At 46.1% G+C, this 26,934-nt stretch carries 27 protein-coding genes and 1 riboswitch; of the genes, 13 read left to right on the top strand and 14 right to left on the bottom strand.

Annotated elements, in window-relative coordinates; all coding sequences use genetic code 11:
• The first annotated feature begins 79 nt into the window (after positions 1 to 79).
• The 3 genes from DHX103_RS12795 to DHX103_RS12785 all read left to right on the top strand — a co-directional run bounded on the left by DHX103_RS12795 (position 80) and on the right by DHX103_RS12785 (position 3,145).
• Positions 80 to 979 (top strand): TIGR01777 family oxidoreductase, encoded by a 900-nt coding sequence (locus tag DHX103_RS12795; protein WP_422122659.1) that lies wholly within the window; start codon positions 80 to 82, stop codon positions 977 to 979.
• 41 nt (positions 980 to 1,020) lie between these two features.
• A complete protein-coding gene (gene rlmD / locus DHX103_RS12790; protein ID WP_422122658.1) occupies positions 1,021 to 2,385 on the top strand; it encodes a 23S rRNA (uracil(1939)-C(5))-methyltransferase RlmD in 1,365 nt (454 codons plus the stop codon).
• Positions 2,386 to 2,650: 265 nt separating this feature from the next.
• Positions 2,651 to 3,145: a DUF7000 family protein gene (locus tag DHX103_RS12785; RefSeq protein WP_422122657.1), complete on the top strand. Its 495-nt coding sequence runs from the start codon at positions 2,651 to 2,653 to the stop codon at positions 3,143 to 3,145.
• 112 nt (positions 3,146 to 3,257) lie between these two features.
• Here DHX103_RS12785 and DHX103_RS12780 read toward each other — a convergent pair whose 3' ends face one another.
• On the bottom strand, positions 3,258 to 4,439 hold the full coding sequence (locus DHX103_RS12780) for an MFS transporter (RefSeq protein WP_422122656.1): 1,182 nt from the start codon (positions 4,437 to 4,439) through the stop codon (positions 3,258 to 3,260).
• 80 nt (positions 4,440 to 4,519) lie between these two features.
• Between DHX103_RS12780 and DHX103_RS12775 the strand changes: the two genes are divergently transcribed.
• Together DHX103_RS12775 and DHX103_RS12770 are read left to right on the top strand one after the other, a co-directional pair.
• Complete coding sequence (locus DHX103_RS12775; RefSeq protein ID WP_422122655.1) at positions 4,520 to 4,900, top strand: OsmC family protein; 381 nt, start codon at positions 4,520 to 4,522, stop codon at positions 4,898 to 4,900.
• Between the two features lie 327 nt (positions 4,901 to 5,227).
• A complete protein-coding gene (locus DHX103_RS12770) occupies positions 5,228 to 5,422 on the top strand; it encodes an SE1561 family protein (RefSeq protein ID WP_422122654.1) in 195 nt (64 codons plus the stop codon).
• A 126-nt stretch (positions 5,423 to 5,548) separates the two neighbouring features.
• On the opposite strand, the gene DHX103_RS12765 is transcribed toward DHX103_RS12770, so the two are convergent.
• Together DHX103_RS12765 and DHX103_RS12760 are read right to left on the bottom strand one after the other, a co-directional pair.
• Positions 5,549 to 6,481: a YihY/virulence factor BrkB family protein gene (locus tag DHX103_RS12765; protein WP_422122653.1), complete on the bottom strand. Its 933-nt coding sequence runs from the start codon at positions 6,479 to 6,481 to the stop codon at positions 5,549 to 5,551.
• Positions 6,465 to 6,926, bottom strand: coding sequence for a YtxH domain-containing protein (locus tag DHX103_RS12760; RefSeq protein ID WP_422122652.1), 462 nt, complete (start codon positions 6,924 to 6,926; stop codon positions 6,465 to 6,467). Before DHX103_RS12760 ends, DHX103_RS12765 begins: the two co-directional genes overlap by 17 nt.
• A 195-nt stretch (positions 6,927 to 7,121) precedes the next feature.
• On the opposite strand from DHX103_RS12760, the gene DHX103_RS12755 reads away from it, so the two are divergent.
• Positions 7,122 to 8,495, top strand: a complete 1,374-nt coding sequence (locus tag DHX103_RS12755) for an alanine/glycine:cation symporter family protein (protein WP_422122651.1) — start codon at positions 7,122 to 7,124, stop codon at positions 8,493 to 8,495.
• 58 nt (positions 8,496 to 8,553) lie between these two features.
• Complete coding sequence (locus DHX103_RS12750; RefSeq protein ID WP_422122650.1) at positions 8,554 to 8,775, top strand: DUF1128 domain-containing protein; 222 nt, start codon at positions 8,554 to 8,556, stop codon at positions 8,773 to 8,775.
• 67 nt (positions 8,776 to 8,842) lie between these two features.
• On the opposite strand, the gene DHX103_RS12745 is transcribed toward DHX103_RS12750, so the two are convergent.
• Positions 8,843 to 9,829: a class I SAM-dependent methyltransferase gene (locus DHX103_RS12745; RefSeq protein WP_422122649.1), complete on the bottom strand. Its 987-nt coding sequence runs from the start codon at positions 9,827 to 9,829 to the stop codon at positions 8,843 to 8,845.
• Complete coding sequence (locus tag DHX103_RS12740; RefSeq protein ID WP_422122648.1) at positions 9,826 to 11,133, bottom strand: FAD-dependent oxidoreductase; 1,308 nt, start codon at positions 11,131 to 11,133, stop codon at positions 9,826 to 9,828. The genes DHX103_RS12745 and DHX103_RS12740 overlap by 4 nt, the downstream gene beginning before the upstream one ends.
• A gap of 187 nt (positions 11,134 to 11,320) precedes the next feature.
• On the opposite strand from DHX103_RS12740, the gene DHX103_RS12735 reads away from it, so the two are divergent.
• The 4 genes from DHX103_RS12735 to DHX103_RS12720 all read left to right on the top strand — a co-directional run bounded on the left by DHX103_RS12735 (position 11,321) and on the right by DHX103_RS12720 (position 14,715).
• Complete coding sequence (locus DHX103_RS12735) at positions 11,321 to 12,553, top strand: aminopeptidase (RefSeq protein ID WP_422122647.1); 1,233 nt, start codon at positions 11,321 to 11,323, stop codon at positions 12,551 to 12,553.
• 85 nt (positions 12,554 to 12,638) lie between these two features.
• Positions 12,639 to 12,779 carry a hypothetical protein gene (locus DHX103_RS12730; RefSeq protein WP_422122646.1) on the top strand — a complete coding sequence of 47 codons (141 nt, stop codon included), beginning with the start codon at positions 12,639 to 12,641 and terminating at the stop codon, positions 12,777 to 12,779.
• A 251-nt stretch (positions 12,780 to 13,030) separates the two neighbouring features.
• Positions 13,031 to 14,038 (top strand): rod-share determining protein MreBH, encoded by a 1,008-nt coding sequence (gene mreBH, locus DHX103_RS12725; RefSeq protein ID WP_422122645.1) that lies wholly within the window; start codon positions 13,031 to 13,033, stop codon positions 14,036 to 14,038.
• Between the two features lie 113 nt (positions 14,039 to 14,151).
• A complete protein-coding gene (locus DHX103_RS12720; RefSeq protein WP_422122644.1) occupies positions 14,152 to 14,715 on the top strand; it encodes a beta-class carbonic anhydrase in 564 nt (187 codons plus the stop codon).
• 258 nt (positions 14,716 to 14,973) lie between these two features.
• On the opposite strand, the gene DHX103_RS12715 is transcribed toward DHX103_RS12720, so the two are convergent.
• The 3 genes from DHX103_RS12715 to DHX103_RS12705 form a co-directional block, all read right to left on the bottom strand.
• The gene (locus tag DHX103_RS12715; protein ID WP_422122643.1) at positions 14,974 to 15,456 is read right to left on the bottom strand and encodes a DinB family protein; all 483 of its coding nucleotides are present in this window, start codon (positions 15,454 to 15,456) and stop codon (positions 14,974 to 14,976) included.
• 85 nt (positions 15,457 to 15,541) lie between these two features.
• Positions 15,542 to 16,090, bottom strand: a complete 549-nt coding sequence (locus DHX103_RS12710; RefSeq protein WP_422122642.1) for a GNAT family N-acetyltransferase — start codon at positions 16,088 to 16,090, stop codon at positions 15,542 to 15,544.
• A 1-nt stretch (position 16,091) separates the two neighbouring features.
• Entirely contained in the window at positions 16,092 to 17,891 is a 1,800-nt protein-coding gene (locus DHX103_RS12705) for a M3 family oligoendopeptidase (RefSeq protein WP_422122641.1), read from the bottom strand.
• Positions 17,892 to 18,092: 201 nt separating this feature from the next.
• Between DHX103_RS12705 and DHX103_RS12700 the strand changes: the two genes are divergently transcribed.
• The gene (locus DHX103_RS12700; RefSeq protein ID WP_422122640.1) at positions 18,093 to 18,812 is read left to right on the top strand and encodes a tryptophan-rich sensory protein; all 720 of its coding nucleotides are present in this window, start codon (positions 18,093 to 18,095) and stop codon (positions 18,810 to 18,812) included.
• Between the two features lie 45 nt (positions 18,813 to 18,857).
• On the opposite strand, the gene map is transcribed toward DHX103_RS12700, so the two are convergent.
• Both map and thiT read right to left on the bottom strand, forming a co-directional pair.
• The gene (map, locus tag DHX103_RS12695; protein ID WP_422122639.1) at positions 18,858 to 19,610 is read right to left on the bottom strand and encodes a type I methionyl aminopeptidase; all 753 of its coding nucleotides are present in this window, start codon (positions 19,608 to 19,610) and stop codon (positions 18,858 to 18,860) included.
• Between the two features lie 79 nt (positions 19,611 to 19,689).
• A complete protein-coding gene (gene thiT, locus DHX103_RS12690) occupies positions 19,690 to 20,265 on the bottom strand; it encodes an energy-coupled thiamine transporter ThiT (RefSeq protein ID WP_422122638.1) in 576 nt (191 codons plus the stop codon).
• A 94-nt stretch (positions 20,266 to 20,359) separates the two neighbouring features.
• Positions 20,360 to 20,460, bottom strand: a riboswitch (TPP riboswitch).
• Positions 20,461 to 20,556: 96 nt separating this feature from the next.
• On the opposite strand from thiT, the gene DHX103_RS12685 reads away from it, so the two are divergent.
• Positions 20,557 to 21,672: a M20 family metallopeptidase gene (locus tag DHX103_RS12685; protein WP_422124774.1), complete on the top strand. Its 1,116-nt coding sequence runs from the start codon at positions 20,557 to 20,559 to the stop codon at positions 21,670 to 21,672.
• Positions 21,673 to 21,934: 262 nt separating this feature from the next.
• On the opposite strand, the gene DHX103_RS12680 is transcribed toward DHX103_RS12685, so the two are convergent.
• The 4 genes from DHX103_RS12680 to DHX103_RS12665 form a co-directional block, all read right to left on the bottom strand.
• Entirely contained in the window at positions 21,935 to 22,876 is a 942-nt protein-coding gene (locus DHX103_RS12680) for an SGNH/GDSL hydrolase family protein (protein ID WP_422122637.1), read from the bottom strand.
• 12 nt (positions 22,877 to 22,888) lie between these two features.
• On the bottom strand, positions 22,889 to 24,118 hold the full coding sequence (locus tag DHX103_RS12675; protein WP_422122636.1) for an aminopeptidase: 1,230 nt from the start codon (positions 24,116 to 24,118) through the stop codon (positions 22,889 to 22,891).
• Positions 24,115 to 25,275 carry a DEAD/DEAH box helicase gene (locus DHX103_RS12670; RefSeq protein ID WP_422122635.1) on the bottom strand — a complete coding sequence of 387 codons (1,161 nt, stop codon included), beginning with the start codon at positions 25,273 to 25,275 and terminating at the stop codon, positions 24,115 to 24,117. The genes DHX103_RS12675 and DHX103_RS12670 overlap by 4 nt, the downstream gene beginning before the upstream one ends.
• Positions 25,276 to 25,410: 135 nt before the next feature.
• A complete protein-coding gene (locus DHX103_RS12665; protein ID WP_422122634.1) occupies positions 25,411 to 26,883 on the bottom strand; it encodes a DHA2 family efflux MFS transporter permease subunit in 1,473 nt (490 codons plus the stop codon).
• Between the last annotated feature and the right edge of the window lie 51 nt (positions 26,884 to 26,934).

Below are 26,934 nucleotides of genomic sequence, written 5' to 3'. Positions count from 1 at the left end.
TCTTCCCTATTTAGTATAACCTTTTGAAGGCTTAAATGCATCGATTCAGGGTACAATAAAGGAAATGGAGGCGATTTGCATGAAGATAGCGATCACTGGTGGAACCGGTTTTGCCGGTAAGGAAATGACTGACTTATTCCGTCAGCAGGGGCACGAAATTTACGTGCTGACAAGAAGCCCGAAAGCACAGCAAGGCGGCGTTCATTACGTCGAGTGGCTGACCGACAACGCGAAACCCGAACTCGAGTTGGCAGGCATCGACGCGTTTGTGAACCTGGCCGGCTCATCAATCAACGATGGCCGCTGGGATGACGAGCAGAAAAGACTGATCTACAGCAGCCGTGTCGAAGCGACCAATGAAGTCCTGCGCATCATCAGAGCGTTGGACCAAAAGCCGAAAGTATTAGTGAACGCAAGCGCAGTCGGAATCTATCCCGCTTCCACAGAAAAGTCATACACGGAAGATTCGCCTGAGCGAGGCGATGATTTTCTTGCCAAAACCGTCATCGAATGGGAGCGCCTGGCAACTGAAGCGAAAGCTCTGGGTGTCCGTGTTGCTTGTGGCCGCTTCGGCATCATCCTGGGCAAAAGGGACGGCGCTCTGCCGCTCATGGCTCTGCCATACAAACTTTTTGGCGGTGGCACTGTCGGCACAGGCAGACAATGGCTGTCCTGGATCCACGTTCATGATGTGGCACGCGCAATCTTATTCGCCATCGAAACGGAGGCTCTTGAAGGACCGTTCAATGTCACTGCGCCCTATCCGAAACGCATGAAAGAATTCGGAAAGGAAATCGGCCATGCGTTAGGACGGCCACATTGGTTTCCGGTTCCCGAATTTCTGTTAAAAGTCGCACTGGGAGACAAAAGCCGTCTGGTATTGGAGGGACAGCGTGTCCTCCCGGAGGTCTTGCAGAAGCACGGATTTGAATTCTCCTACCCGGATCTCAGATCGGCTCTGGCTGATATTTATAAATAGCGCTATAATGTACGGATGATCAAACGAAGGACGTGTGCAGAATGAATGATAAACCTATTATAGAAACTGGCCAAAAGTTTCCGTTAACGATTAAAAGGCTCGGCATCAACGGCGAAGGCATTGGATACTTTAAGCGCAATGTCATTTTTGTGCCCGGCGCTTTGCCCGGCGAAGAAATTACGGCGCAAATCACTCTAGTCAAACGGAATTTTGCGGAAGCCCGCATTGTTAAAATGCGCCAGGCTTCTCCCCACCGTCAAACGCCACCCTGCCCGATTTACGAGGCTTGCGGAGGCTGCCAATTGCAGCATATGACCTATGACCAACAGCTTGTTGAAAAACGGGATTTAGTCGTACAGGCATTGGAGCGTTACCTCAAAGGCGTGGACGTCAAAATCGAAAATACGATCGGTATGGAAGATCCATGGCATTACCGCAATAAAAGCCAGTTCCAAACACGCCTGAAAGGTTCGAAGGTTATTGCCGGACTGTTTGCAGAAGGCTCCCATCAATTGCTCGATATCGAGCAATGCATCGTGCAGCACCCCGATACGACCGTCATCACGAATTCCGTCAAACGAATTCTGGAAGACTTGCTGATTCCGATCTATGATGGCAAAACGATGCAGGGTGTCATTCGGACAATCGTCGTCCGCACCGGAGTTGAAACTGGCGAAATCCAATTGGTGCTGGTGACCACCCGTTCAAAAATACCGAAAAAGGAATTATTGCTCGAAAAGCTGAAAGAACTCGATGTGAATCTGGTATCGATTGTCCAGAATATCAATCCGGAAAAAACTTCGCTTATATTCGGAGATGAAACCATTACTTTATTCGGCAAAGATACGATCCATGAAAAATTGGGCGAGCTTGCCTTCGATCTATCAGCCCGTGCATTTTTCCAATTGAATCCAAAGCAGACCGTAAAACTTTATGACGAAATCAAACGTGCCGCTGCATTGACCGGCACAGAAAAAGTCGTTGACGCATATTGCGGTGTCGGCACAATTGGATTGTGGCTGGCGGACGGCGCCGGTGAACTGCGTGGCATGGACACCATCCACGATAGTGTCGTGGATGCCAAAGCAAACGCCAAACGCCAGGGTGTCAACGCGAAATATGTTACCGGAACCGCAGAAAAATGGCTGGATATATGGAGCAGAGAAGATTTTGTGCCCGATGTGTTGACGGTGGACCCGCCGCGCACAGGACTCAGCGATTCCCTGTTGCAAACGATTCTGGCAGTTAAGCCGAAACGTTTTGTCTATACATCGTGCAATCCTTCCACATTGGCGAAGGACCTTCAGCAATTGACGAAAATTTACCGCATCGAGTATATCCAGCCGGTCGATATGTTCCCGCAAACGGCGCAAGTGGAGTCAGTTTGCCTGTTGGTGAGAAAATAGGCTGTAAAATCTAACGTAATAATTGATCCTACTTCCACCCGGTTCGATTTAGAATTCAACTATTCAACAAACAATTTATAGAAATGGGAAAACCGACTTGAATTTATGATTCAAGCCGGTTTTTTCATTTCATGCAAACTGGAGCTGGATCAGATTTATATTGTAATATTTTTTGAATTATTTTAAAATTCATCTTATAGCAGTATTTATGAACGCCACCTACGAACATCCGCAGAAAAAAATGCATGATGGAGGTGTCTGAAAAGTGGAATCTCTCAGCAAAAGTCTAACTGAATATCGAGAACTATTGAAGGAAACTGACCTGCAAAAAGCCTATAAGAGCTTGATGCACTACATGAAAGAGTTACGCCGGTTCTTTAAGGAAAAGTATCCGGAATATGAAGTATCGGCAAATCTGTATCCCGGTTATCTGGATTTGACGTTTTTTACAATAACCTCTAAGTTGGCTCAACAAAATCAGCTGAAATATGCCGTTGTTTTCAGGCATGATAAAATGCAGTTTGAAGTTTGGCTTTCCGGAAGAAACAGAGCCGTTATGTCTGAATACCATAGAAAATTCAGTGGGCAGGCAATGAATAATTATTCCCTAACCGCAGATGATAAAGGAATGTCTTCTATTATTGAAAGCATAGTGGTTGGGAAGCCCGATTTTGACGATCTGACTGAATTAACAAATCAAATTGATCTCGGGGTAATAAATTTTATACAAGAAATTGATAATACTTTTTTATCGGATTGATAAACTCCAAATTTATGTTGATAATTCAAGTCGAGCTTGCAACAACCTTCGCACTGAAATGAAAAAGAACTTCCGAATAACATCGGAAGTTCTTTTTCTATCACCATCAGATTTATTCTACTGCAGGTTTGGAGATCTTGTTGCCGCGCAAAGCGATGATGGTGAAAATGATGAGCAGAATCCCTGCGATGAGCAGGAGGAAACTCAATTCCTCGGTCAGCTCCAGGAATAATCCACCCATTGCCGGACCCGCCAGGCTGCCGATGCTGAATGCAATGCCGCACAGCAGATTCCCCGTAGGCAGCAATTCCCGGGGCATTAGATCCGCCATATAGGAAATGCCGAGCGAAAAAGTCGAACCGACGAACATGCCGGCCAGGATAAAGAACCCGAGCGTCACCCAAGCATTCGCCTCGAAAAAGCTTGCGGTGCCGAATGCGGCTGCTCCGCCGAACAGTGCCAGCAGCAGGACTTTTCTTCTCCCAATGCGGTCGCTGAGTTCCCCGAGCGGCAGCTGGGTCACGATGGCGCCAAGTGAAAATGCCGCCAGCATATAAGACACCATCGCAATATCAATCGATTGGCGCAATGCGTATATCGGGTAAATTGCGTTCAAAGAAGATTCCAGAAAGCCATAGCCAAGGGGTGGCAGGAATGCAAACCAGCCGATGACAACGGCTGCTCTGAAGCGGCCCAACGTTCCTCTGGCCGTCATCGCACTTGTCGTGGTTTCAGGAAAATCATTCCTGAGAAAGAAAACCAGCAGCCAGGCAGTCAGACACAATAAACCGGAAATGATGAATGGCAGGGCTTCGAAAATATTCACGAGCGGAACGAATAATGGCCCCGCACCGAATCCTAATGAGAAAGACATGCCATAAATGGCGATATTTCTGCCCATGCGATTCTGTGGCGACGTGCTGGTGATCCAGGTTTGTGTGGAAAAATGCAAAGCCTGATCCCCTATCCCGATTAAAATTCGCAGGATAAACCAGAACAGGACTGATTTCCACAGCGGAAACAGCAGCAAAGACAGCACGACCAAACCGCCGCCTACAATGATGATCGGCTTAAAGCCAAAGCGGCGAAGTTGGGGTTCCATAAATGGGGCAATGACCAATGTTCCTATGTATAAACCGGTGGCACTCAAACCGTTCAATGCCGAGGATACTCCATCCTGTTCAAAAATAACGGCAATCAGCGGCAGCAGCATGCCCTGCGAAAAGCCGGAAATCGATACGATTGCGACAAGGATCCAGAACCGGCCGCCTTCACTTTTCAAGAAATTCTTCATGATGCCTCCTTTATGTAAGCACGTTCTTTTGTATTTAAAGTATAGTAGGATACAATTTTATCATAAGGAGGAGATGGAAGATGAAGTTTTCAATGACAGAACATGGTTTTACCGGCGATTTGCCTTTTGGTGAACTGGCCGTATCTACAAACGAGGAGCACGGATTTCGCCCATACCAATTGTTGGTGGCTTCTTTGGCAGTCTGCAGCGCAGGTGTCATCAGAAAAGTTTTGGAGAAGAAGCGTATGCCTGCTGATGATATTCAAGTGGAAGTGAAAGAGGTTATCCGCATTGATGAAGAAGCCGGACGTATTGCGAAGGTCCACCTTCATTTCATTATTAAAGGAGATATTGATGACTCGAAGATGGACCGTGTGATTGAACTTACAAGAAAAAATTGTTCAATGGTCCGTTCTGTTGAAGATTCGATTGAAGTTGTAGAAACATACGAACTTGTATAAAACGAATAAAAGCTCAGTCCGTATCTGAATTTCAGATTGCGGCTGAGCTTTTAGGTTTTGTATTCCATTAAACTTTTTTTCATAAGACCATTTTATCGGCGATTGCCGCTTAAATGTTCGAACCCCCTCCTTTTACTCGGAACTTATTGATTGGTTTCGACTATTCATTATGGCCTCCTCTCATTTGATTAACTTTAAGTTAACACACAATTCTGATTGTGTAAATATTCAAACAAGAAATTCTGCCAAAATCACTCTTTTTACCTATCCATTATTGAAATTTCACTTCATATCAGCTACGATAGAATGCGAAACGAGGTGTGCCCTATGGGAAAATCCATTACAGATAAGGAACAGCAAGTAACTTACATGAAACAGCGCTTGAACATGTTTCTTGATGTACTTGATGCAATCGAACCGGAAACAGCTGAACTTGAAGATATCGACCGCCTGATTGCCATGGTTGATGAACTCGACGGCAAAATGCAGCAATTCAAAAGCCGCCCGAGTGATGAATCCTGATCTACATTTCAATCCGTTGCCATCATTAATTGATGGCAACGGATTTTTTATTTTCAAACAAGCCGATGTATTCATCCATAAAACAGCTTGCATATAAAAGGCCGGACGCGCTTGAAGCAACTGCATTCAGGCGTGTCCGGCTTTATTATTTTTTCTTTTAAGAATGTCGTGCCTGGATTGCATAATGGCATTGATCTGTCCACCGATCATCAATAGAATGGAGGACACATACAACCACAACATCAGCACGATCACACCGCCAATGCCTCCGTAAGTCGCTGAGTAATTGCCGAAATTATTGATATAAACCGAAAAGCTGTAAGATACCGCCAGCCAGCCGATTGCTGTGAAAGCGGATCCGGGCAGGACTGATTTAATATCCAATTTAATGTTTGGCGCTGCCCAGTAAATCACTGCAGCTACAACGAATATAATTAAAGGTGGTATCGAAAAACGCAATGCGTTCCATGTTTCCAGAAAACCTTCTTCCAGACCCAGGAAGGAAAAAATGAAAATGCCAAGCTGACGTCCGAATATGGGCAAAGCCAACGCAATCAGCAGAATGAAAATCATCAGCACTGTCGTGATGATTGACATGCCTCTTGCGATCAGGATCGGCCGGTCTTCTTCCACACCATATGATTTGTTCAATGATTTTATAAGTGCGTTCATGCCCAGGCTGGCAGACCAGATTGTGGCAATCAGCCCGAACGATAGCAGGCTGCGATTTTCTTGCGTCAAAACTTCATTCAAGGTTTCCTCTATGAGGAGGTAAACTTCTCCGGGCACAATATTGGCCATGAGATTGTAGATTTGGTCTTCGGCAATATTTAAATAAGGCAGTAAGGTAATAAGAAAAATCAGCAAAGGAAAAATAGACAACAGGAAAAAGAACGCTAATTGCGCCCCAAGTCCTGTGACATCTACATCATTGATTCTTTTCCATAATTCTTTCAGGAAGCCTGATAGGCTGGTGACATCATAACTCGGTTCTTGAGCCTGCGCACCATCCGATTTTGTTTTTTGTGATTCTTTCAGGGAATTATTGCTTTTTCCCATATTCCGCATCGCGGTTCGAAGTATCGTCTGAAGCACTGCCTTGGTCATCAGTCAATGATGAAGAAGCAGATGGATTGTCTTCTTTAAGTGCTGATTTGACATCTTGAGTCGAATCAACAACAGCTTCTTTTGTATCTACGAATGCTTCCTTCGTATCCATCGCCATCTCTTTTACTTGAGGAGTCAATTCTTTTAATTCATTGACTTTATCCCCTACGTAAGAAGCGTCTTCGGAAACGCGTTCATACAGGTTTTGGAATTTGTTTGCCTGCTGTTGGACCACAGATTTCAACTCGTCTTTATTGCTGGCATAATATTTGGCATTCTCTGTTGCCTTTTTCGATTTCTGCATTACATCATTTCTTGTGTTGCGGTCAAATAAGGATACAATAACTCCTACTGCCGCTCCCACTAATAATCCTGTCATCAATTTGTTTTGGCTCATTCTAAATTCCTCCCAATGAATAGTTTGTTCTAACGTGTCTTTTCGATTTTTCCCTATTCTCTTCATATTTAAACTTATCTGCATTTAATTTTAAAAAAGACTTGACTCTTGACCAAAACTTTCGGAATATTAAATCAATAGGGGGTGCGAAATTATTTCAGCAAAATTAGATTACATAAATTGGGGGGAGAATTGATGGAAAGATTTGAAGAGTTATTGGGCACGATCAGTGGCTATGTGTGGGGAGTCCCACTCCTGATCCTGATTGTAGGAACCGGGATCTATCTAACGATACGTTTAGGGTTTCTTCAGCTTCGCTTATTGCCTTATGCACTTAAATTAACTTTCACCAAAAACATTGATAAAGATTCTAAAGGGGACATATCCCATTTCCAGGCCCTATCCACTGCGATGGCAGCAACCGTCGGTACAGGTAATATCGTCGGTGTTGCGACAGCCGTCGTGCTTGGCGGACCAGGTGCCGTCTTCTGGATGTGGCTGTCAGCTTTCTTCGGGATGGCAACAAAATACGGAGAAGCCGTCCTTGCTGTTAAATATCGCATCACCGATTCCAAAGGACAAATGGCCGGCGGGCCGATGTATTATTTGGAACACGGTTTGAAACAAAAATGGCTCGCTGTTCTATTTGCAATTTTTGGCGCCATCGCCGCATTCGGAATCGGCAATATGACACAATCCAATTCTGTCGCTTCCATTGTTGACGAAACTTTCGGGTTGGCTCCTTGGATTACCGGACTCCTACTTACTGTTTTTGCTGCCCTGGTAATTTTAGGCGGTATTAAAACAATCGGAAAAGTTACTGCATTCTTTGTACCTTTTATGGTTCTTTTTTATGTAATTGCAGGATTATTCATCATGGTCATGAACTTCGACCTGATTCCTGCTGCTGTCGGCACTATTTTCAGCGCTGCCTTTACGGGTGAAGCTGCTGCCGGTGGAGCGATCGGTGCGGCCATTCGTTATGGTGTTGCCCGCGGGGTCTTCTCCAACGAAGCGGGACTTGGTTCTGCACCTATCGCAGCTGCGGCTGCAAAAACGGATATGCCCGGCCGCCAGGGATTGGTATCGATGACACAAGTTCTTTTTGATACACTAATCGTCTGTTCGATTACCGGAATTACAATTGTCATGTCCGGTCTTTATATAGACAGCGGTCTTGAAGGAGCTCCACTGACAAGTGCAGCGTTTGGCGAATTCCTTGGAGGCGTCGGACCGTATATCGTTGCTTTCGGGTTAATTTTCTTTGCTTCTTCCACAATTATCGGCTGGTCCTATTATGGCGAAAAATGCTTCCAGTATTTATTCAAGAGCCCCAGCTTGCTGATTGTCTATCGCGTTCTTTTCGTTGTAGCCGTCTTCCTTGGGGCTACCGCTTCACTTACTGTCGTCTGGACGTTCTCGGATGTAATGAACGGCTTAATGGCAGTTCCAAACTTAATCGGTCTTCTTGGATTGTCTGGCGTCATTGTCTTTGAAACGAAGAGAGTCATAGCGAAAGCCAAAGAAGAAAAAGAAGCGAAAGCGGAACTTGCCCGTTCAGGAAATTGACATTCTTTTTGATAAGTGAAATGATAAGGTTTACCATACCGAAAGGCAGGAACCCATTATGGACTTATCAAAACAATCTCCAGAAAATGTAAATTACATGATTGAGGAAATAAAAACGAAATTGCGCATGGTCAACGTCGATGCGATGAAAGCCGAACATTTCAATGCCTCACAGTATGAAGACTTGCGTGACCTGTATGAAATGGTTAAAAAACGTGATAATATCACACCAAATGAAATGCAGGCAATCGCCCAGGAACTTGGCTCATTGCGGAAATAGCGAAAATCCCCTGAAAATTTTTCAGGGGATTTTTTCTGTCGTTTTATTCTTTTAGTACAATTAAATTCTATTCCGGTTTTCGGTATTGCGCGATGTACCAGCCGCCTTCTTTGATGACGGTGTGGATGCCGAGCATATCAAGGCCGGCTGCACTTCCCCATTCCCACAGCTCTTCCCGTGTCGGAAGCCGGTAAAGGTTGTCGAAAGATGAGAAAAAGCTATTGAAGACATTCGCGAATGGCGGATCGTCGCTGCTGCCTGCAATCGGCGTCACGATGGATAGAATCCCCCCGGGACTGACCCAGCCAGCCAATTCGAAAATCAGCGCTTCCCTCTTTGTGAGATCGATATAATGCAGCACGTTATTCATCATCACCATATCAAACGGCTGCCTTGGGCTGTACTCCCAAAGATCCGCATTTTCCACTGTGATATTATGGTCGTTTGCTGTCAATTGCTGCGCTTTCTCCGTCACTTCTGCACTGATTTCGATGCCGGTAAATCCGGTATCCGGAAATCTATTCGCCAGTTTTTTAATATATCCGGCTTCTCCGCAGCCGATATCCAATACGGATTGGACATTGTTCTCGCGAATTCGCTTGGACATTTTGGGCATGGCCAGCACTTCGAGCAAGCGGCTCGTCTCTGCAACCGTGCCCGCGTGTTTTTCTTCATCAAAATGAAGGCGTTCGCCATTGCGCATCATCGCCGGATAATTTAATAGGGTAGGAATATGAAGTTCCATCATTTCTTTCAATAATACGCCGGAGGAATTGTCGCCTTTCGGTTTCGGCAGCTTCCACGTATTGGCGAGCTTATGCCGCCCTCTGCCGGCTTCTTTCAGATGGCCGATGGATACTCCGACGGTCACCCATTGTTCGAGCAGGATTTCATCAAGTCCGTAAGCATCTGCCACATCCGATTTTGCCATCGGGCGCTCGAATGCTTTAAATAAGTCGAGCTCATAGCCGACATAAGCGTGCCAACTGTATAAAAACGGCTCATTCCTTTTCATATACATTCTGGCTTTGAACATCTTCATCACATCTATCATCGCAATCCCTCATCTTTCCATGGATAGTCATCTTCCCGTGTGTAATATCTCAGTTCTTTTGATTTTTTGGGCAGGTCCCTCAGACGCACGGGTATGATGCCTCCCTGAATAAAACGGTCCCTCACATTTTCTTTCCACATTCCCAGACCGGAAACGTTCAGCATCTGTTTAAAATGAAGGATTGGATCCTCTTCCATCCGCTCGAACGTCTTTTGCCGCAGGAAACTCACGGGCTTGAAAGGGTAGGAATACGCCAGCGCAGCCAGGTGGCTGAGCTGGATAACATGGTCGGCCCTTTTATAACGAACCTTTTCATACCATTTCAGATTATCAGGATTTCTTTTATGGTTTCCGATCATATCGGCTGCCAGTTCGCCGAGCACGTCAGCATCCTGAATCGCCATGTTCATGCCTTCCCCCGCCATCGGGTGGACCGCATGCGCCGCATCACCGATGATCGCTTTATTGTCCCGGATATAAGACGGTGCGTGGAACATTACCGGAATCATCAACTGGATCTTTTTCCAGTCGGTCAATTGCTGGACGTAGCCATCCAACTTCGGTGCAAGATCGGTATATAGTTTATGGAAATGGCTGATGGGTTTTTCTTTCAGTTCTTTGTAATCCCCTTCCGGAATAAGATAGACGGATCGTACCTGATTGTCCGGCAATGGAAATAAGCCAAGGAATCGATTGTATGTAGAAATAATCTGGCCGTCTGTAAAATTTTCGGGTCTCGGAAAAGATACGGTCAGGAAATGATGGTTATAGGTCGTTTGTTTAATGTCGATTTCCATATGTTTTCTCGTAACGGAGGCTCTCCCTTCCGCTCCGAAAAAATAATCGGCTTCCACTTCGAATTTCTCTTTGCCGGATTTGAGCAATGCCTTATTTTCGGTATACCCTGTACAGGATGTTCCGGACATATAATGGAAATTTTTATACTCAGAAGCCGCATTCAATAAAATCCCTTTGAGTTCTTCATGATGCACCATGAAGGCTGCATTGTATTTGCCGGGCAATACGCTGTAATCCATAAATGTTTGATCCCGGACTTGCAGCAAACTGGACAACTCAAGCATATCAAGGATTTTTATTTCATTGCTGCGTGCAGTAATTTCATCGTATACACCAAGGCCTTCGAAAATCTGCATGCTTTTGGGCTGCAGCAATTCCCCTTTATAGGTTGGCGCTTCGGCCTTCAGACGCTCTGCCATCACTACGTCGACATCCCGCTGAACAAGTTTAAGGGCTAATGCCAGGCCACCAATGCCGCCACCGCTGATAAATACTTGTGTTTTCATCAAACTCAGCTCCTTCCTTCTGTATTCCTCAAAGATGCCGGTTAAAAACCTCATTCCACACGCGATTTTATTCATGACAAATATAAATTTTCTTAGATCCCATAAAAGAACGGCAATTTATGCTGCAGGCATTGCGGATTCTATCTGAAAATTGTTACTATATAAATAGATGAGAGGAGAGATTCATTTGACATCATTGAATGACAAATTAAAACGCTATGCTGAATTGGCGGTAAAAGTTGGCGTCAACATTCAGCCGAACCAGAAATTGTACATAGCCGCTTCCATTGAAACGGCACCATTCGTCCGTTTGATCGTAAAAGAGGCGTACGAAACCGGCGCAAAGCAAGTTTTCGTTGACTGGAATGACGACGAAGTTTCGCGGATGCGCTTTGAAATGGCGCCGGAAGATTCCTTTTCGGAGTTTCCTTCCTGGAAAGTTCAGGAGCGTGAGCAACTGGCTGAACAAGGTGCGGCTTTCATGAGCATCGTTTCGCAAAGCCCCGACCTGTTAAAAGGCATCGATTCAAAACGTATCGCCGCTTCCCAGAAAGCGACCGGGCAGGCGCTCAATAAATACCGTCAATATGTCCAATCCGACAAAATCAGCTGGACGGTGCTGGCCGCTCCTTCCAAAGCATGGGCAGCCAAAGTTTTCCCCGATGTGCCGGAAGAGCAGCAAGTCGACACTTTATGGGCGGCAATTTTAAAAGCGGTCCGCGCGGATCTTGAAGAGCCGATCGAGGCATGGAAAAAGCATGATGAATTGCTGCATACCAAAGTCGATTATTTAAACGGCAAAAAATATGCCAAATTGCATTACACTTCACCTGACACCGACCTCGAAGTAGCGCTGCCTAAAGGCCATCTATGGTGCGGCGCAGGCTCCAACAACGAAAAAGGCGATGCGTTCATGGCGAATTTGCCAACAGAGGAAGTTTTCACTGTGCCACAAAAAGACGGTGTAAACGGCTATGTATCCAGCACAAAGCCCTTGAGTTACGGCGGCAACATTATCGATGAATTCAAAGTGACATTTAAAAACGGCCGGATTACGGACATCACCGCTAAACAAGGTGAAGACGTTTTGAAGCAGCTGGTTGAAACGGATGAAGGTTCCCATTTTCTTGGGGAAGTTGCGCTTGTCCCTCATCAATCGCCGATCTCGGCTTCGAATATTCTTTTCTACAACACCTTATTCGATGAAAATGCGTCTAATCATTTTGCCATCGGAAGCGCTTACTCTTTCTGCCTCGAAGGCGGCAAGAAGATGGACACTGTGCAATTGCTGAAACACGGCCTGAACCAAAGCATCACCCACGTTGACTTTATGGTCGGTTCAGAAAAAATGGACATCGATGGCGTTTTGGAAGATGGCACGCGCGAACCGATTTTCAGAAACGGCAACTGGGCATTTTAAAACTCAGAAATTCGACACTTAATCTTTTTTCTTTTATCATGTATAATAAAGGTTGATAATCATTGTCGAGAGAGGAGTTTTTAGCATGTTGGCTGGTGTAGTTACCGTTTTAGGTTTCATGGTTGTAATCTTCATGTTCTTCTTTACCCTGCTTCATTATCTGGGGAAAGAATTGCACACACATGATGCAGAACATGTAGATCCACTTCCGGAACGCAAATTCTGAATCACATAACGCAAGCAGGCTTTTATCATAAAGCCTGCTTTTTTATTATCTTAAAATGACTGATAGATTACAGTTTGAAAACATTTGGTTTGCATCAACATTACATCTTGAAACAAAAGTCCCGATTTTTTTCATGCCGACGCGCCAATAGACCCTCGTAATATTGCAAGTTCAAGTACGCTATTAAAGAACGCTTTTTTAGCGTGTTAAAATTCAAAATGGACTTGTTTTATATTAGGAGGAGTATAGGTATGTTTTCTTCATCAGATATTGGAATTGACTTAGGTACAGCAAATATTCTCGTTTATACACAATCAAAAGGCATCATCCTAAATGAACCATCCGTAGTGGCATTGGATACGAAGTCAGGGAAAGTCATTGCCATCGGCGAAGAAGCCAAAGCGATGATCGGCAAAACCCCGGCGTCCATCCGTGTGGTTCGGCCGCTCAAAGACGGCGTCATCGCAGATTTTGATGTCACTACGGATCTATTGAAAATGGTGATGCAAAAAGCCGCCAAACAATTGGGGGCTGCCTACCGGAAACCGAATGTCATGATCTGTACGCCATCTGGAGCGACTTCGGTGGAACGCCGTGCCATTCACGATGCGGTTAAGCAAAGTGGCGCGAAAAGTGTACACTTGATCGAAGAACCCGTTGCAGCGGCAATTGGAGCAGATTTGCCGGTAAGTGAACCGATTGCCAGCGTCATTGTGGATATCGGCGGCGGCACGACAGAAGTCGGCATTATTTCGTTTGGCGGCGTCGTTTCTTCCAACACGGTTAAAGTCGGCGGCGACCGTATGGATGAAGATATTATCCAGTACGTGCGCAAGCATTATAATGTATTGATTGGCGAACCAACTGCTGAAAATATCAAAAAAGAAATCGGCTATGCATTGATTCCCCATAAAGCGGAAACGATGGAAATTCGTGGCCGCGACATCATGACCGGCCTGCCGAAGACAGTCACGCTGACGTCGACGGAAATCCAGGAAACGCTGAAGGAGCCGTTATTGGCGATACTGGAATGCATCCGTGCAACGCTTGAAAACTGCCCGGCGGAATTGTCAGGCGATATTGTCGACCAGGGCGTCGTCATCACCGGCGGCGGTGCGTTATTGAAAGGCATGCAGCAATGGCTGTCTGAAGAAATTTCCGTCCCCGTCCACATGGCACCGATGCCTTTGGAATCCGTAGCTGTTGGCACTGGGCGTTCACTCAGCATGCTCCACAAACTGAACAAAATTGCAAAATGATTCTTCCGGAAGCCTTGTGCTTCCGGATTTTTTTATACGGATGGAGTGAAACTCGTAATCGGCAGAACTTTCGATTAAAATAAAAGATAGCAAGAGTATAAGGAGGGCAAAGTATGTCAATACTGAATGAAATCCTGGACTATAATAAGAAGTTTGTGGAAGAGGAAAAGTACGAGCAATTCATCACCACAAAATTTCCAGACAAGAAAATGGTTATCCTGACATGTATGGATACGCGGCTGTTTGAATTGTTGCCGAAATCGATGAATTTAAAAAACGGCGACGTGAAAATTGTGAAATCCGCCGGCGCTGTCATCAATCATCCTTTCGGCGGCATTATGCGCAGCCTGATAGTGGCAATCTATGAATTGAATGCAGATGAAGTGTACATAATCGGGCATTATGATTGTGGCATGGCCGCTATCGAACCGCAGAAAATCCTTGAAAAGATGAAAACGCGGGGCATAACTGAAGAAACGATTGAAATGATGCGCTATTCAGGTGTCAATCTTGATGAATGGCTGCGCGGCTTTGATGATGTAACCCAAAGCATCAGCCACAGCGTCAATATGGTGCGCAACCATCCACTGATGGACAGCAAGGTGCCGGTGCACGGACTGGTGATTGATCCGACCACAGGTAAACTGGATCTTGTCATAGACGGAAATAAAAACTGATGAAGAAAACCGCTTAAAAAAAGCCGCTGAGAAATTTTTCTCAGCGGTTTTATAGATTTTCTAGAAAACAACAATTTCTTTAATCATTTCGCTCTAGGCAGATGCTTTCCACAGGGATGGCCTGAGCCGTCTCAGTTGCGTTGAAAACCGGTGCTCCTGTCTCTGCATCGCTGCGCTAGCTTCGAGACATGAAAGAGCGTTGCAGCGTTTCACGCTTCGTCGCAAAGGTTCGACCGAATGCTGTTCGGTCAAACCTTCTCAGCGGTTTTCTTTCGGAAAATAAATATAATCGACAGTTGTTCCTTCCTTGCCGAATTGACGAAGCAAAGAAGTGATCTGTCCCCTGTGATAAGATCCGTGGTTGATAAACGTAAACAGCATCTCTTCCCTGGTCTCCTCAAAAGCTTCCCCTTTGAGATTCACGAAAGGCATGACTTCCTGCCATTGGTCTTCCGACAGCGAGGAAAAATAAAGTTCCATTTCTGCATGCAGCAGCATGAATGCCTGTTTGGCATCCGCGACTGTTTCGACATGGAATTGCTCCCTTGCCGGTTTTTCAATGCCGGTCATCCTGAGCAGCCATAATTTTTCAACAGTGATGACATGGCTGATCGTTGCTTTAATTGACGCGAAGGAACTTTCTCCTTCTCTTGTATAAATCTCATCTCCGAATTGTTCTGTATGTGACAGGATTTTTTGGGTGGCCCATTGATGATAGGGCAACAGTTTATCTCTTAGCATCAGACACCTGCTTCCGTCGGCATTTTTATTCCCATAACCATCTCTTCGCTTGTTTCCACCATTTTTTAACGGTGGCCTTACCCTTTCAAAATTCTGTTTCCAGGACAGCAAAATGATAATGATCTTCCCACACACCATTAATATAAAGAAATTCTTTCATCAAGCCTTCATTGTGAAACCGCGCTTTTTCCAAAACACGGACGGAACCGGCATTTCGCGGGGAGACATACGCTTCAATCCGGTGGAGGCGGAGCTTCTCAAATCCGAAAGCCACCACCAATTCCACCGCTTCCGTTGCAATTCCGCGCCCAGTATATTCTTCATCAATCGAATAACCGACCAACGCACTGAGAAATGGCAGACGCTTAATGCTGTACATCGAAATATGGCCAATCAGTTTGTTGGTGCTCGGTTCAAAAATTCCGAAACTATACTCCCGGTTTTCCTTCGCCTGGTAAATGGATTCGAGAATCTTTTCGCGCTGGACAGCTGCCGTAAAATAACTGTCGCGATGCTGCGGCTCGAATATCGCCCAATAGTTTCGGTTCCGGAGGAGCAATTGCACCAATTCTTCGGCATCCTCTGCAGTCAGAATACGCAGGTAGCACAGCCTGCCCTTTAAATGAAGGTTCATATCAGTCAGCTTTTGACGTCAGCGAAATAAACTCTTGTGCATCTTTTACGCATAGAGCAATTCCTTTTTCCCAGAATGCTTCTTGCGTAATGTCTTCCCCAAGATGCTTGAGCGCCAAGTCTTCAGCAGTCATGACAGCCGTGTCACGCAATAACGCCATGTATTTCTCTTCAAATCCGGCACCTTCTTCCAGCGCTTTAGCGTAAACGCTCAAGGAGAACAGGTAACCGAACGTATACGGGAAGTTATAAAACGGCACATAAGTAATATAGAAATGGAGCTTGGATGCCCAGAAATGCGGATGCGTGGATTTTAACCCGCCGCCGAACCCTTCCATTTGTGCCTGTTCCATCAATTCATTCAAACGCGATGCCGGAACAACGCCTTTTTTGCGCTCCTCGTAAAACCGTGTTTCAAAGAGGAATCTCGAATGGATGTTCATGAAGAACGCCACGCTGCGCTGAATTTTATCTTCCAGCAGGGCAATTTTTTCATCATCGGAAGATGCATTTTTCACTGCCGCATCCGCAACGATCATTTCAGCGAAAGTGGAAGCCGTTTCGGCCACATTCATCGCGTAGGAGCGGTTGATCTGATGAACCGGGCGCAAAGCATATGAATGGAACGCATGTCCGAGTTCATGAGCCAAAGTGGCGACATTGGACATCGAACCGCTGTAGGTCATAAAGATCCGAGACTCTTCGGTCATCGGCAGCCCGGTACAAAATCCACCCGGACGCTTGTTCGGACGGTCTTCCGCTTCAATCCATCCTTTTTCAAAAGCCGTACGCGAGAATTTCTCGAGTTCCGGACCGAACTTTTTGAAATGCTCCAAGATGAATTCGGCGCCTTCCTGATAGGAAAATGTTTGGGTGCTTTCCGTTACGGGCGCATCCACGTCATACCATTCGAGTCCGTCTTTGCCGAGCAGCTTCGCTTTCTGGTTCAGGTAATCGACAAACGGCTGTTTGTTTTTGGAGATGGCTCCCCACATAGCGTCCAGCGTCTGCTGCTTCATGCGGTTAATCTGAAGCGGTTCCTGCAATGGATTGTCCCATCCGCGTTTTTTGTAAGTTTCAAGACGGAATCCTGCAATCGAATTCAATGTCTTGGCAAAGAAATCTTCTTTTTCTGCCCAGGCACCTTCCAGCTTTTCGTAGGATTCTTTTCTCACTTCGGCGTTGGCGTGGGAACTTAAATTATTTGCCTGTCCGACTGACATGGTTTTTTCCTGGCCATCTACCGTAATTTTGATTTTGATTTCCCCGACCAGCATATCGTACAGCTGGCTCCAGCCGTGATAGCCATCCATGCTCAGCGCTGTGATCAGATTTTCTTCTTTTTCAGAAAGCAGCAAACGTGCTTTGTCACGCCATTCATTGAGCACGAAATTGAATTCCTTCAACGCCTCATCTTCCATCAGCGCATTCCAGACAGCATCATCCGTCTTCGTCAGATCCTGCTGGATTTTTTGGAGCGCAGAACTGAAACGCGCGCTCTGGCTTGATGATTCACTCTGCAACAGAGAAGCCTTTTTGTCTTCTGTGTCCTGTGCCATCAAACAGCCGATAAATGCACCCGACTGCCTTAAGTGGAGCATCGTCTCCTTAACTGCTTCCAGCACTTCTGCCACATTCTTGGCGTCACTTGCCTTGGCGGGCACTTCAAAGTTCCCTGAAAGCTTCTCGAATTCCTCTAATTTTGGAACCGCTTCGTCCATATGTACACGCAATTTTTCCGATTCGCTCCCACCCGGGAACAACACATCCAAATCCCACACTTCCGGATATTTTACTGTCATGGCAAATCCTCCTGATAAACTAAATTTTCTAAAAACATTATCAGTATACCATTATTCTTCGGATTACGGAATAATGAACGCCAGAGAATTAAAAGCTGACATAATATCGACGATTTCCCCGGATCTTTTTTCCATATTGCCAAACAGTTAATTGTTGTCCCAAACAAGGAAAGGTATACTGTAAGCGAGGAGGGATCTGAGATGTTCCGTATAATATTGATGACGATCGCATTTCTGGCCGTCGTTACCATCAACGCACTAGCAAATATACTGCCGATCAATGGCCAGACTACGGGCGAAATTTCCAACAGGCTGCCGGTTCTGTTTACACCTGCCGGTTATGTCTTTTCCATCTGGTCAGTCATTTACATATTATTGGCAATCTGGATTGCCGGCTTCTGGATCCGTTATAAGAAGACCAAAGAATTACCTTCCACTGCCATCAGCCTTTATTTCATCCTAAGTGCCATTTCCAATATTACGTGGCTGCTGCTTTGGCATTATGAATATTTTGCCTGGTCAATTGCAGCTATGCTCGTTTATCTAGTTTCTCTGATTCTTCTATACCTTCAATATCATAACGATGACAACAAAGTTACCCAACGCCTGCCCATTTCCGTGAATATGGCCTGGATCAGTGTAGCGACCATTGCTAACATCAGCTATGTTCTCACCTTTTACAGCTGGGGCGGATGGGGTTTAAGCAATGAATTATGGGCAGTCATCATGCTCACCGTTGCAACCGCACTTGCGCTCCACGTGCGTTTCCACCATTCAGATATACCGTTTGCGCTTGTTTTTGTCTGGGCATTCGTCGGCATCGCCGTCAAACACGGCCTGGATGAAATGCTCGTCACCACCGCTTCGCTGTTCCTGAGCGGCGTTATCGTGACCGGCATTCTGCTGATAAAGAAAAAGTAAGGAAAGTTTGCAATAAAAAAAAGCCTGCTCAGCGCAGGCTTTTTTTTATTCCTCTAATTTAGTTAATAGAATTGGTGCACCTTTTGTCACCAGAACCGTATGTTCGATTTGTGCGACCAATGACTGGTCCGGCGTGATGAACGTCCAGCCGTCACCGGATTCGATGATATGTTCTGCCTTCTGCGAGATGAAAGGCTCCACGGCCAGAACCATTCCTTCTTTCAGGATGGTCGTTTCCCATGCGTCATAATAATTCAGGATATGCTGAGGCGCTTCGTGCAATGATTTGCCGATGCCGTGGCCGGTAAGGTTCTTGATGACGAACAAGCCCTGGTCTTTCGCTTCACGCTCGACCGCTTTGCCGATCCCATTCAATTTCGAACCGGCTTTGACTTTTGTCATCGCCCGCTCAAAAGCCTTTTCAGCCGCTTCGCAAATCTTTTCTTTTTCCGGATGGTTATCGCCGACGACAAAGGAAATTCCAGTGTCGGAAAAATAACCTTCCAATGAACCGGAAACATCAATGTTCACGATGTCCCCTTCTTGAATCACACGTTTCCCTGGAATGCCATGTGCGACTTCTTCATTGACGCTGATGCAGGTAAAGCCAGGAAAATCGTATTCGGATTTCGGTCCTGATACGCCGCCCAATTCATCGAACAGGCGTCCCCCGATTTCATCAATTTCTTTCGTTGTTATTCCCGGTTTAGTGGCGGCTCGCATTTCCTCACGGATTTTCGCGACCATCTGTCCGGCTTTTTTCAGCATTTCAATATCTTTTTCGTTAGTTGCAATCATTCATTACCCTTCTTTCAAGCTTTTCTATCCAAAATTATAACATAAGAAAAGAAGACTATCATAAGATAGCCTTCCGCTTTTATTCCTTCACATCCACGAGCCGCGGCGCTGCAATAAACAGGATCGAACAAACAAACGCTGTCAGCAGAAACGCCGGGATCATATAAGTCGCATTGTATCCGAATGAATAGAGATAAACATTTCCAGTGGCAAATTCACGGAAGAACCAGATGCCCACAATCACGTGGACGATATAGCGCAGGAATGCGCCGATAAAAGCACCGGCGATAATCCAGGTAACAGCTTTTCCTTTCAGTCCGTTTCGCAGATTCTTAAAATATGCCGTTCTCATCATGCCCGCAAAGCCAATGCTTGCAAACGCCACAATATAATCCAGCGTCACCTGCGTAAATGCGAAACCGAATGACAAGGGAACGATATAAACCCGTCCCGTGACCACTTGCAGCAAGCCGACTGCGAGTCCAGTGAGCAGCCCTGCCCCTATTCCTCTGCGAAACGCCATCAGCACGATCGGAATCATGACCAGACTGACAGATCCTCCCTGTGGCATACTGAACGCGATAAAATCCAATACGTAACCGAGTGCACCGAAAATCGCAATTTCCAGCATCAGCAATAATTTTTTATTTCTCATAATATCCTCCTATGTGTTTGCACATCACCAGAAGGGCCGCTAATAAAAACCATACAAAAAGCGGCGCCAGGATAGATCCTGACGCCGCATAAGGGCAGGTTTCCATCCACAATCCCTGCGCAAGTATTAACTTACAGGTTCAAAGGGTAAGAACGGTCTCGTTCACTCTCAGCAATTGCTCCCCTTGTGGTGTATACAGTTTTTGGTTTCATCTGTATTGTAACGAACAAAAAGGTGGGATGCAAGTTCGTTTCATCCGCAGGCATTAGGGTATTGTGAAAGTAAATGTTTATGAAAGGCGGTGGAGGCAGCGAAACTTGCTGCTGGAATTATATGATCGAATTATTGAAAGAGCTGATTAAAATTAAAAGTGATACAAAAGAAGGTGCCAATGAGGCGCTCCAATTTTGCGCCCGGTGGCTCGAAGAAAATGGAGAAACTGTGAAGATCCATGACAATAAAGGCTACTTGATGCTCACGGCCTCCAAAGGGCAAGGCGATGAAAAACTGATCTGGAACGGGCATGTCGATGTTGTGCCGGGCCACGAAGAGCAATTCAATCCAATGGAAGAACTTGGACGCTTATATGGCCGCGGATCGGCGGATATGAAGGCCGGTGTGGCGGCAATGATGCAAGCATTCACGGAACTGGATTCCGAAAAATTAACGCGGGAAGTTCAGCTCCACATCGTCACGGACGAAGAAATCGGCGGACATAACACTTCGGAATGGCTCGTCTCACAAGGGTACAGCGGAAACTTCGTCATCTGCGGTGAACCGACAGGCTTGAAAGTCGGGCTCCAATCCAAAGGCATCCTACACATGGACATGGTTTTCAAAGGGAAACCGGCTCACGGCAGCAGACCGTGGGAAGGGATTAACGCCATCGAACAGGCGATGAAATATCATATGGCCATGTCCGAGCTTCCGTTCCGGAAAGAATCGACCCAGTATTATGACCAGCCTTCGGTAAACCTTGCCATCATCAATGCTGGCAAGCGCTATAATATGGTTCCGGAAATCTGTGAAATGTCCTACGACATCCGCTTTATGCCCGGACAGGATCCGAAAGAGATCACAAAGCAGATGGTGGATCTCGGAGAGACGCTGGGCATCGATTTTGATTATAAATCCAGCTCCTCCACCACTCCTGCGTTGACTACGACCGATGAAAATCCGTACATCAAAACGCTTGAGAAGAGCATACAAAGCACCACCGGAAATGACGCCATCCTATTTGGCCAGCACGGTGCTGCCGATACCCGCTATTATGCGGCGGTGAACGGCGGCGAAGGTGCTATCGAATTCGGGCCAACTGGCGATGACTGGCACGGCAATGCCGAATATGTTGAAATTTCGAGTGTCCATGAATACAAGGATATCCTGTTGACCCACGCGATGGCGTAAGCTCAATGTTTAAATCATCCGTAAAACGGGGATTTATATAGTATCTTTAAAAACGAATGGAGCGATTTGAATGGCAGTTGGGAGATTGTTGCGAACAGCACTTAGATATGGTCCTTTAGCATATCCAATTATCCGAAAGTTTATGAATAAAAAGAAAGCTAAAGACAATGCGCAGACTAATACTAACCAATATAAAAATAACCAATCAAAGCGTTAATAGAGAAAATCCCCCTTCCGATAATTTGGAAGGGGGATTTTTGGGTTAAATGATCGGCAAAACAGTGCGCAAGGCCAAATAACCTGACTGGATATCCGGCAATAGACGGGCAGATGACTCATCTTCCACATCTGCAGCATCCGGTTCTTCGGCCTCATCAATTTGCTCAGAACTGTTGTCAGCCGACTCGTCCTGCTGCGCCATAATATCCTCGAAACTGATAGGATTCGGCTCAGGAACCTCTCCGTCCGCGATGCTCCAACCGCTGCGATATTGTTCCAGGAATTGATTGGCCATCGCTTGGTAGCCTTCAATATTTGGGTGAACATCGTCGGGATTGGGAACTTTTGATGTCGCATTTTTCCCGAAGGCTTCATCAACCGATACGAATATCACCCCGGCCGCTTCAGCTTCATTCCTCAGGATTTCATTGAGCGTTGCCAATTGCTGGGCAATGCCTTCTTTTTGCGATTCCCGGGCATGCGGATAAGCAAAGTAATAACCCATTACATAAATATCCGCGTCGGGTGCGGCATCCGTCAATTGCTTCAAAATCTCTTCAATGTTCTGCCTCGCTCTATTCAGTGCAAAATCCGATTGGATCTGCTGAAACTGCAGCGAGCCGTCAGCGGGATTGACCTGCACCAAGCGGAGCAGATCGTTGGCTCCAGCTGACAGTGTAATAATATTCGCCGAAGCGAGAACGTCCTGCGCCTCTTCTTCTGTCACCCGCTCCAGAACGTCTTCCGTTGTAAATCCTGGAAAAGCGAGATCTTTTGAAAATAACGCGACCGGCTGATTCCGGCCCAATTCCTGGGCAATTAAATCGGCGTAGCCCGTATCAATCTGGCTTTCGGGGGTCTGCCCCGCAGCCAGCGAATCGCCCAGCGCAATATAAACAGCTGGAATTTTCACTTCAGCTGCTGCCGTAGTCATTAAACTTAATGCCAGCAATGGAGCCAGCATCATTGCCACTGCTTTTCTCATCTTCTTCACCTCTTAGAATGCCCAGTTTCCTTTGCGGAAAACCGGAATCTTCGAACCATCCGCCTTGATGCCATCAATCTCCATTTCGGCGCTGCCGATCATAAAGTCTTCGTGAACTATGGAGGTGTTTAATCCAATTTCCGCCAATTGCTCGCGTTCCAGATCACGGGCGCCTTCGTAGCAGGTAGGATAGGAATCACCAATGGCGAGATGGTTGGATGCATTTTCATCAAATAATGTATTGAAGAATAACAGACCTGAATCTGATATCGGCGATTGATGCGGCACCAAAGCCACTTCACCCAGATAAGCGGCACCATCGTCCGATGAGATCATTTCAGTCAATAACTCTTCGCCCTTTTCGGCTTGGGCTTTGACAATTTTTCCGTCTTCGAAAGTTAAAGTAAATCCGTCTATGATATTGCCCTGATAAACCAAGGGCTTCGTATTGCGGACAAAGCCATCAACTCCGTTTTTCAACGGAACGGTATAGACTTCTTCCGTCGGCATGTTGGCGATGAACGGATTGCCCTGCGGCGTTTTCGACGCCCCCGACATCCAGACATGCTTATCCGGCAAGGCAATCGTCAAATCCGTCCCCGGAGCTGTGTAATGTAGTTTCGCAAAACGATGGTCATTCAATTTTGACGCTCGTTTTTCGAGAAAATCAATATGTTCTTTCCATAAAGAAACAGCATCTCCCCGGCCAATGCGCACGGTAGTAAAGATAGCTTCCCACAGAGCTTCAATTTGTTGCTCCGGCTCGAGCTCCGGATATACTTTGGCAGCCCATTTCTGTGAAGGAATCGCTACAATCGACCAGGCCACTTTATCAGAGCCCACTGCCTGGCGGTATCTCTCCAATGCCTTGCCTGCAGCTTTTTGAGAATTCGACAAACGCTTGGCCGGAATTCCGGTCAATAAATCAGGATCTTCTGCATCTATCCAAAGGAATGAACCACCTTTTTCGATGACTTCATCACGCTGGACAACTGACCACTTGGGATATTCTGTAAACGCTTCGTCCGGCGCCAACTCGTAATGTGTGCGCGTTTGGACAGGATCCGAATAATTCACGTGAACGTTTTTCGCACCGGCTTCATAGGCCTTTTTGACAACCAGGCGAGTAAATTCAATCGTATCGGTAGTTGTATTGATCAGTACGTGCTGATTCTTTTGGACGTTCAATCCAACATAGACGGTCAGCTCCGCATATTGCTCCATTTTTTGCTGGAAATTCATCCCTTTTTCCCCTTTGCGGTCAATGTTTTGCTTGAACCTTCCACCAATTCCCCGCTGTGCATGATCTTCTGCACCGGTTTTGACGGCAGATCTTTCGTGAATTTCTTGTAATGTCTTTCATCCTGATAGGCAAGGAGTGTCAATACTTCTCCGTCTGCGCCAGCTCTTCCTGTCCGTCCTGAACGATGAAGATATTGATCGATCGTCTTCGGAACATCCACATGGATGACGTGTGAAACCGAATCGATATCCAATCCACGCGCAGCGACTTCGGTTGCAATCAGGATTGAAACTTCCCCGTTGCGGAATGAGTCCAACGCTTTCTTGCGCTCATCTTTTCTCATTTCAGAATGCAGCGTGACGATTTTGGTGTCACGGAATTTCAATTTATTTTCTTTCATCAGCAATTGATCGAGGTTGTTGACGAAAGCCAGCGCTTTTACCCCTTCAATATGGGAAATGCGGCGAAGCATATCTGTCTTGTCGCGCTCGTCCACTTTGATGAAAGAATGCGTTACTTTTCCTTGCATTGGCATTTCTTCCGCCGTGACATGGAGTCGCGTTGGCTGCTGCATAAGGCGGTCGGCCACCAATTTCACTTCTTCTGTAATTGTCGCTGATACCAGCACCACTTGACGCTCATTTTGGGTTTTTTCGATGAGTGCTTTCATCACATTGCGGTGTTCCCGCGCCATCAATTGATCGCCTTCATCCAGGACCAATATCCGGATTTCATGCATTTTCAATTTTTTACTTTTCACCAGTTCATTTAAACGGCCCGGCGTCCCGACGACAATTGTCGGCTTCTTCTTCAACTTCTCCAATTGTCGCTGCATATTTGCTCCGCCGATCAATTGGGTCACTGTAATAGCCGTGCCTTCTGTCCATTCGCGCAGCACATTGACGATCTGCATCGACAATTCCTGCGACGGCGCAATAATCATCGCCTGTGTAGACATTTTTTCCGGATCTACGCGCTCTAAAATCGGCAGCACATAAGCCAATGTCTTACCGGAACCTGTCGGTGATTGGGCCAGGATATCTTTGCCCGCCATCATTTCCGGAATCATTTGTTCCTGGATCGGCATGATTGATTCAAAACCGGTTTGTTTCCATTTTTCTTGCCATACTGGACTTAATTCATCTATAAATGTCATTTCAATTCCACCTTCTTTTCAATGCTTTCAGTGTACCATATTTGGCGTACTGACGCCTTTTTTTGATGCATTGCCCCCAACTGCCCGTCTCTTAAAATAATGAAAAGCCGCTCCGAAACCGGAACGGCCAATCGATCAGGATTCTGTTGCTTCTTTTCGGGTATAGACCTGTTCTTTTTCCTCTTCCGTCACCGGGCGCTGCGGCTTTTTGATAAACAAAGCTAAAATGAGCGCAGCCAATGCGATGAACGTCGAAATGAAAAATGAGAAGTTAATCCCTTCAAGCATCGACATGTTCACTATATCTTCCGGAGCTGTTCCACTGGCCAGCAATTGTACAGCCACCGAATCCGTTCGCATGTTCATCAATGTGATCAGGAACGCTGACCCAATGGCACCTGCCACCTGCTGCAATGTATTGTTGATGGCAGTACCATGCGGATATTCTTTTATCGGCAAGGTATTTAAACCGTTTGTCATAACCGGCATCATCACCAGGGATATGCCAAGCATCCGGATCGAGTAGATCAGCATGATTTCCCAGTAGCTGGTCTCCATTGATAATTGGCTGAACAGATAAGTTGTGATGACGACCAGCGACAATCCCGGAATCGCCAACACTTTGGCGCCCCATTTATCAAACAGACGGCCCGTGATGGGAGACATCGCCCCCATGAGCAAGGCACCCGGAAGCATTAAGAGACCCGAATCGATAGGGGAAATCCCTTTGATGGTCTGGACATAAATCGGCATCAGGATCATTGCGGAAAACAATGACATCGACAAGGCGATGGAAATGACCGAAGATAACGCGAACATGGGATATTTATAGATCCGCACTTGGAGCAAAGGTTCATCCAGTTTCAATTGGCGCAGGATGAACAGAATCAGCGAAACCAATCCGACGATGATAGTAATGTAGACAACCGGATTTGACCAGCCGAGAGTGCCTGCCGAACTGAAACCGTAGAGTATTCCGCCAAATCCAAGACTCGATAGCACAAGCGAAATCTTGTCCAATGAAATTTCACGATTCTGGAATGTTAAATTCTTTAATTTGAAAATACCCAGCACCAAGGAAGTCAATGCAACGGGCAGCACAATAAAAAATAGGACGCGCCAATCGTAGTTTTGAACGATGAAGCCGGATAAAGTGGGACCGATTGCCGGTGCCACAATCATCACAAGGCCGAAATAGCCCATCGCTGTGCCTCGTTTTTCGACTGGAAATGCCGCCAGCATAACATTCATCAAGAGCGGCATCATTAATGCTGAACCGGAAGCCTGCAGCAGACGTCCGGCAAAAAGAACTTCAAATGTCGGGGCGAGCCCGGCAATCAGGGTGCCGAGAGAAAATAACGACATTGCTGCAATAAATACCGAGCGATTTGAAAAACGCTGGATGAAATAGGCACTCGCCGGGATCAGGATCCCGTTCACGAGCATATAGCCGGTGACCAGCCACTGCGCGGTAGCCGCTTTGATCCCAAAGTCTGCCATGATTTCAGGCAAAGCGATGTTCAATAATGTTTGAGTGAATATCGCCACAAATGCCCCTGTAAAAAGAATTGCGATTATGCCATAAGGCGGTTTTTTCTGTTCTGTCATTCTGTTGTTCCTCCGTATACTTCATGTTGAATTTACCCGTTTAAATCTCCA

Source organism: Planococcus daihaiensis, assembly GCF_049262615.1.
Lineage (GTDB): Bacteria > Bacillota > Bacilli > Bacillales_A > Planococcaceae > Planococcus.
The sequence above is the reverse complement of the archived record's forward strand: the minus strand, read 5'-3'. Positions and strand labels throughout refer to the sequence as shown.

Excerpts from the sequence above, each read along its gene's own strand:
- DHX103_RS12750 (WP_422122650.1), top strand. The coding sequence starts at position 8,554 with ATGGACTTATCAAAACAATCTCCAGAAAATGTAAATTACATGATTGAG.
- DHX103_RS12765 (WP_422122653.1), bottom strand. The coding sequence starts at position 6,481 with ATGGGAAAAAGCAATAATTCCCTGAAAGAATCACAAAAAACAAAATCG.
- DHX103_RS12700 (WP_422122640.1), top strand. The coding sequence starts at position 18,093 with ATGTTCCGTATAATATTGATGACGATCGCATTTCTGGCCGTCGTTACC.
- DHX103_RS12780 (WP_422122656.1), bottom strand. The coding sequence starts at position 4,439 with ATGAAGAATTTCTTGAAAAGTGAAGGCGGCCGGTTCTGGATCCTTGTC.
- DHX103_RS12795 (WP_422122659.1), top strand. The coding sequence starts at position 80 with ATGAAGATAGCGATCACTGGTGGAACCGGTTTTGCCGGTAAGGAAATG.
- mreBH (WP_422122645.1), top strand. The coding sequence starts at position 13,031 with ATGTTTTCTTCATCAGATATTGGAATTGACTTAGGTACAGCAAATATT.
- DHX103_RS12665 (WP_422122634.1), bottom strand. The coding sequence starts at position 26,883 with ATGACAGAACAGAAAAAACCGCCTTATGGCATAATCGCAATTCTTTTT.
- map (WP_422122639.1), bottom strand. The coding sequence starts at position 19,610 with ATGATTGCAACTAACGAAAAAGATATTGAAATGCTGAAAAAAGCCGGA.
- DHX103_RS12775 (WP_422122655.1), top strand. The coding sequence starts at position 4,520 with ATGAAGTTTTCAATGACAGAACATGGTTTTACCGGCGATTTGCCTTTT.
- DHX103_RS12740 (WP_422122648.1), bottom strand. The coding sequence starts at position 11,133 with ATGAAAACACAAGTATTTATCAGCGGTGGCGGCATTGGTGGCCTGGCA.
- thiT (WP_422122638.1), bottom strand. The coding sequence starts at position 20,265 with ATGAGAAATAAAAAATTATTGCTGATGCTGGAAATTGCGATTTTCGGT.
- DHX103_RS12715 (WP_422122643.1), bottom strand. The coding sequence starts at position 15,456 with ATGCTAAGAGATAAACTGTTGCCCTATCATCAATGGGCCACCCAAAAA.
- DHX103_RS12730 (WP_422122646.1), top strand. The coding sequence starts at position 12,639 with ATGTTGGCTGGTGTAGTTACCGTTTTAGGTTTCATGGTTGTAATCTTC.
- DHX103_RS12760 (WP_422122652.1), bottom strand. The coding sequence starts at position 6,926 with ATGAGCCAAAACAAATTGATGACAGGATTATTAGTGGGAGCGGCAGTA.
- DHX103_RS12710 (WP_422122642.1), bottom strand. The coding sequence starts at position 16,090 with ATGAACCTTCATTTAAAGGGCAGGCTGTGCTACCTGCGTATTCTGACT.
- DHX103_RS12770 (WP_422122654.1), top strand. The coding sequence starts at position 5,228 with ATGGGAAAATCCATTACAGATAAGGAACAGCAAGTAACTTACATGAAA.
- DHX103_RS12755 (WP_422122651.1), top strand. The coding sequence starts at position 7,122 with ATGGAAAGATTTGAAGAGTTATTGGGCACGATCAGTGGCTATGTGTGG.
- DHX103_RS12670 (WP_422122635.1), bottom strand. The coding sequence starts at position 25,275 with ATGACATTTATAGATGAATTAAGTCCAGTATGGCAAGAAAAATGGAAA.
- DHX103_RS12745 (WP_422122649.1), bottom strand. The coding sequence starts at position 9,829 with ATGATAGATGTGATGAAGATGTTCAAAGCCAGAATGTATATGAAAAGG.
- DHX103_RS12680 (WP_422122637.1), bottom strand. The coding sequence starts at position 22,876 with ATGAGAAAAGCAGTGGCAATGATGCTGGCTCCATTGCTGGCATTAAGT.
- DHX103_RS12685 (WP_422124774.1), top strand. The coding sequence starts at position 20,557 with ATGAAAGGCGGTGGAGGCAGCGAAACTTGCTGCTGGAATTATATGATC.
- DHX103_RS12675 (WP_422122636.1), bottom strand. The coding sequence starts at position 24,118 with ATGAATTTCCAGCAAAAAATGGAGCAATATGCGGAGCTGACCGTCTAT.
- DHX103_RS12705 (WP_422122641.1), bottom strand. The coding sequence starts at position 17,891 with ATGACAGTAAAATATCCGGAAGTGTGGGATTTGGATGTGTTGTTCCCG.
- DHX103_RS12720 (WP_422122644.1), top strand. The coding sequence starts at position 14,152 with ATGTCAATACTGAATGAAATCCTGGACTATAATAAGAAGTTTGTGGAA.
- rlmD (WP_422122658.1), top strand. The coding sequence starts at position 1,021 with ATGAATGATAAACCTATTATAGAAACTGGCCAAAAGTTTCCGTTAACG.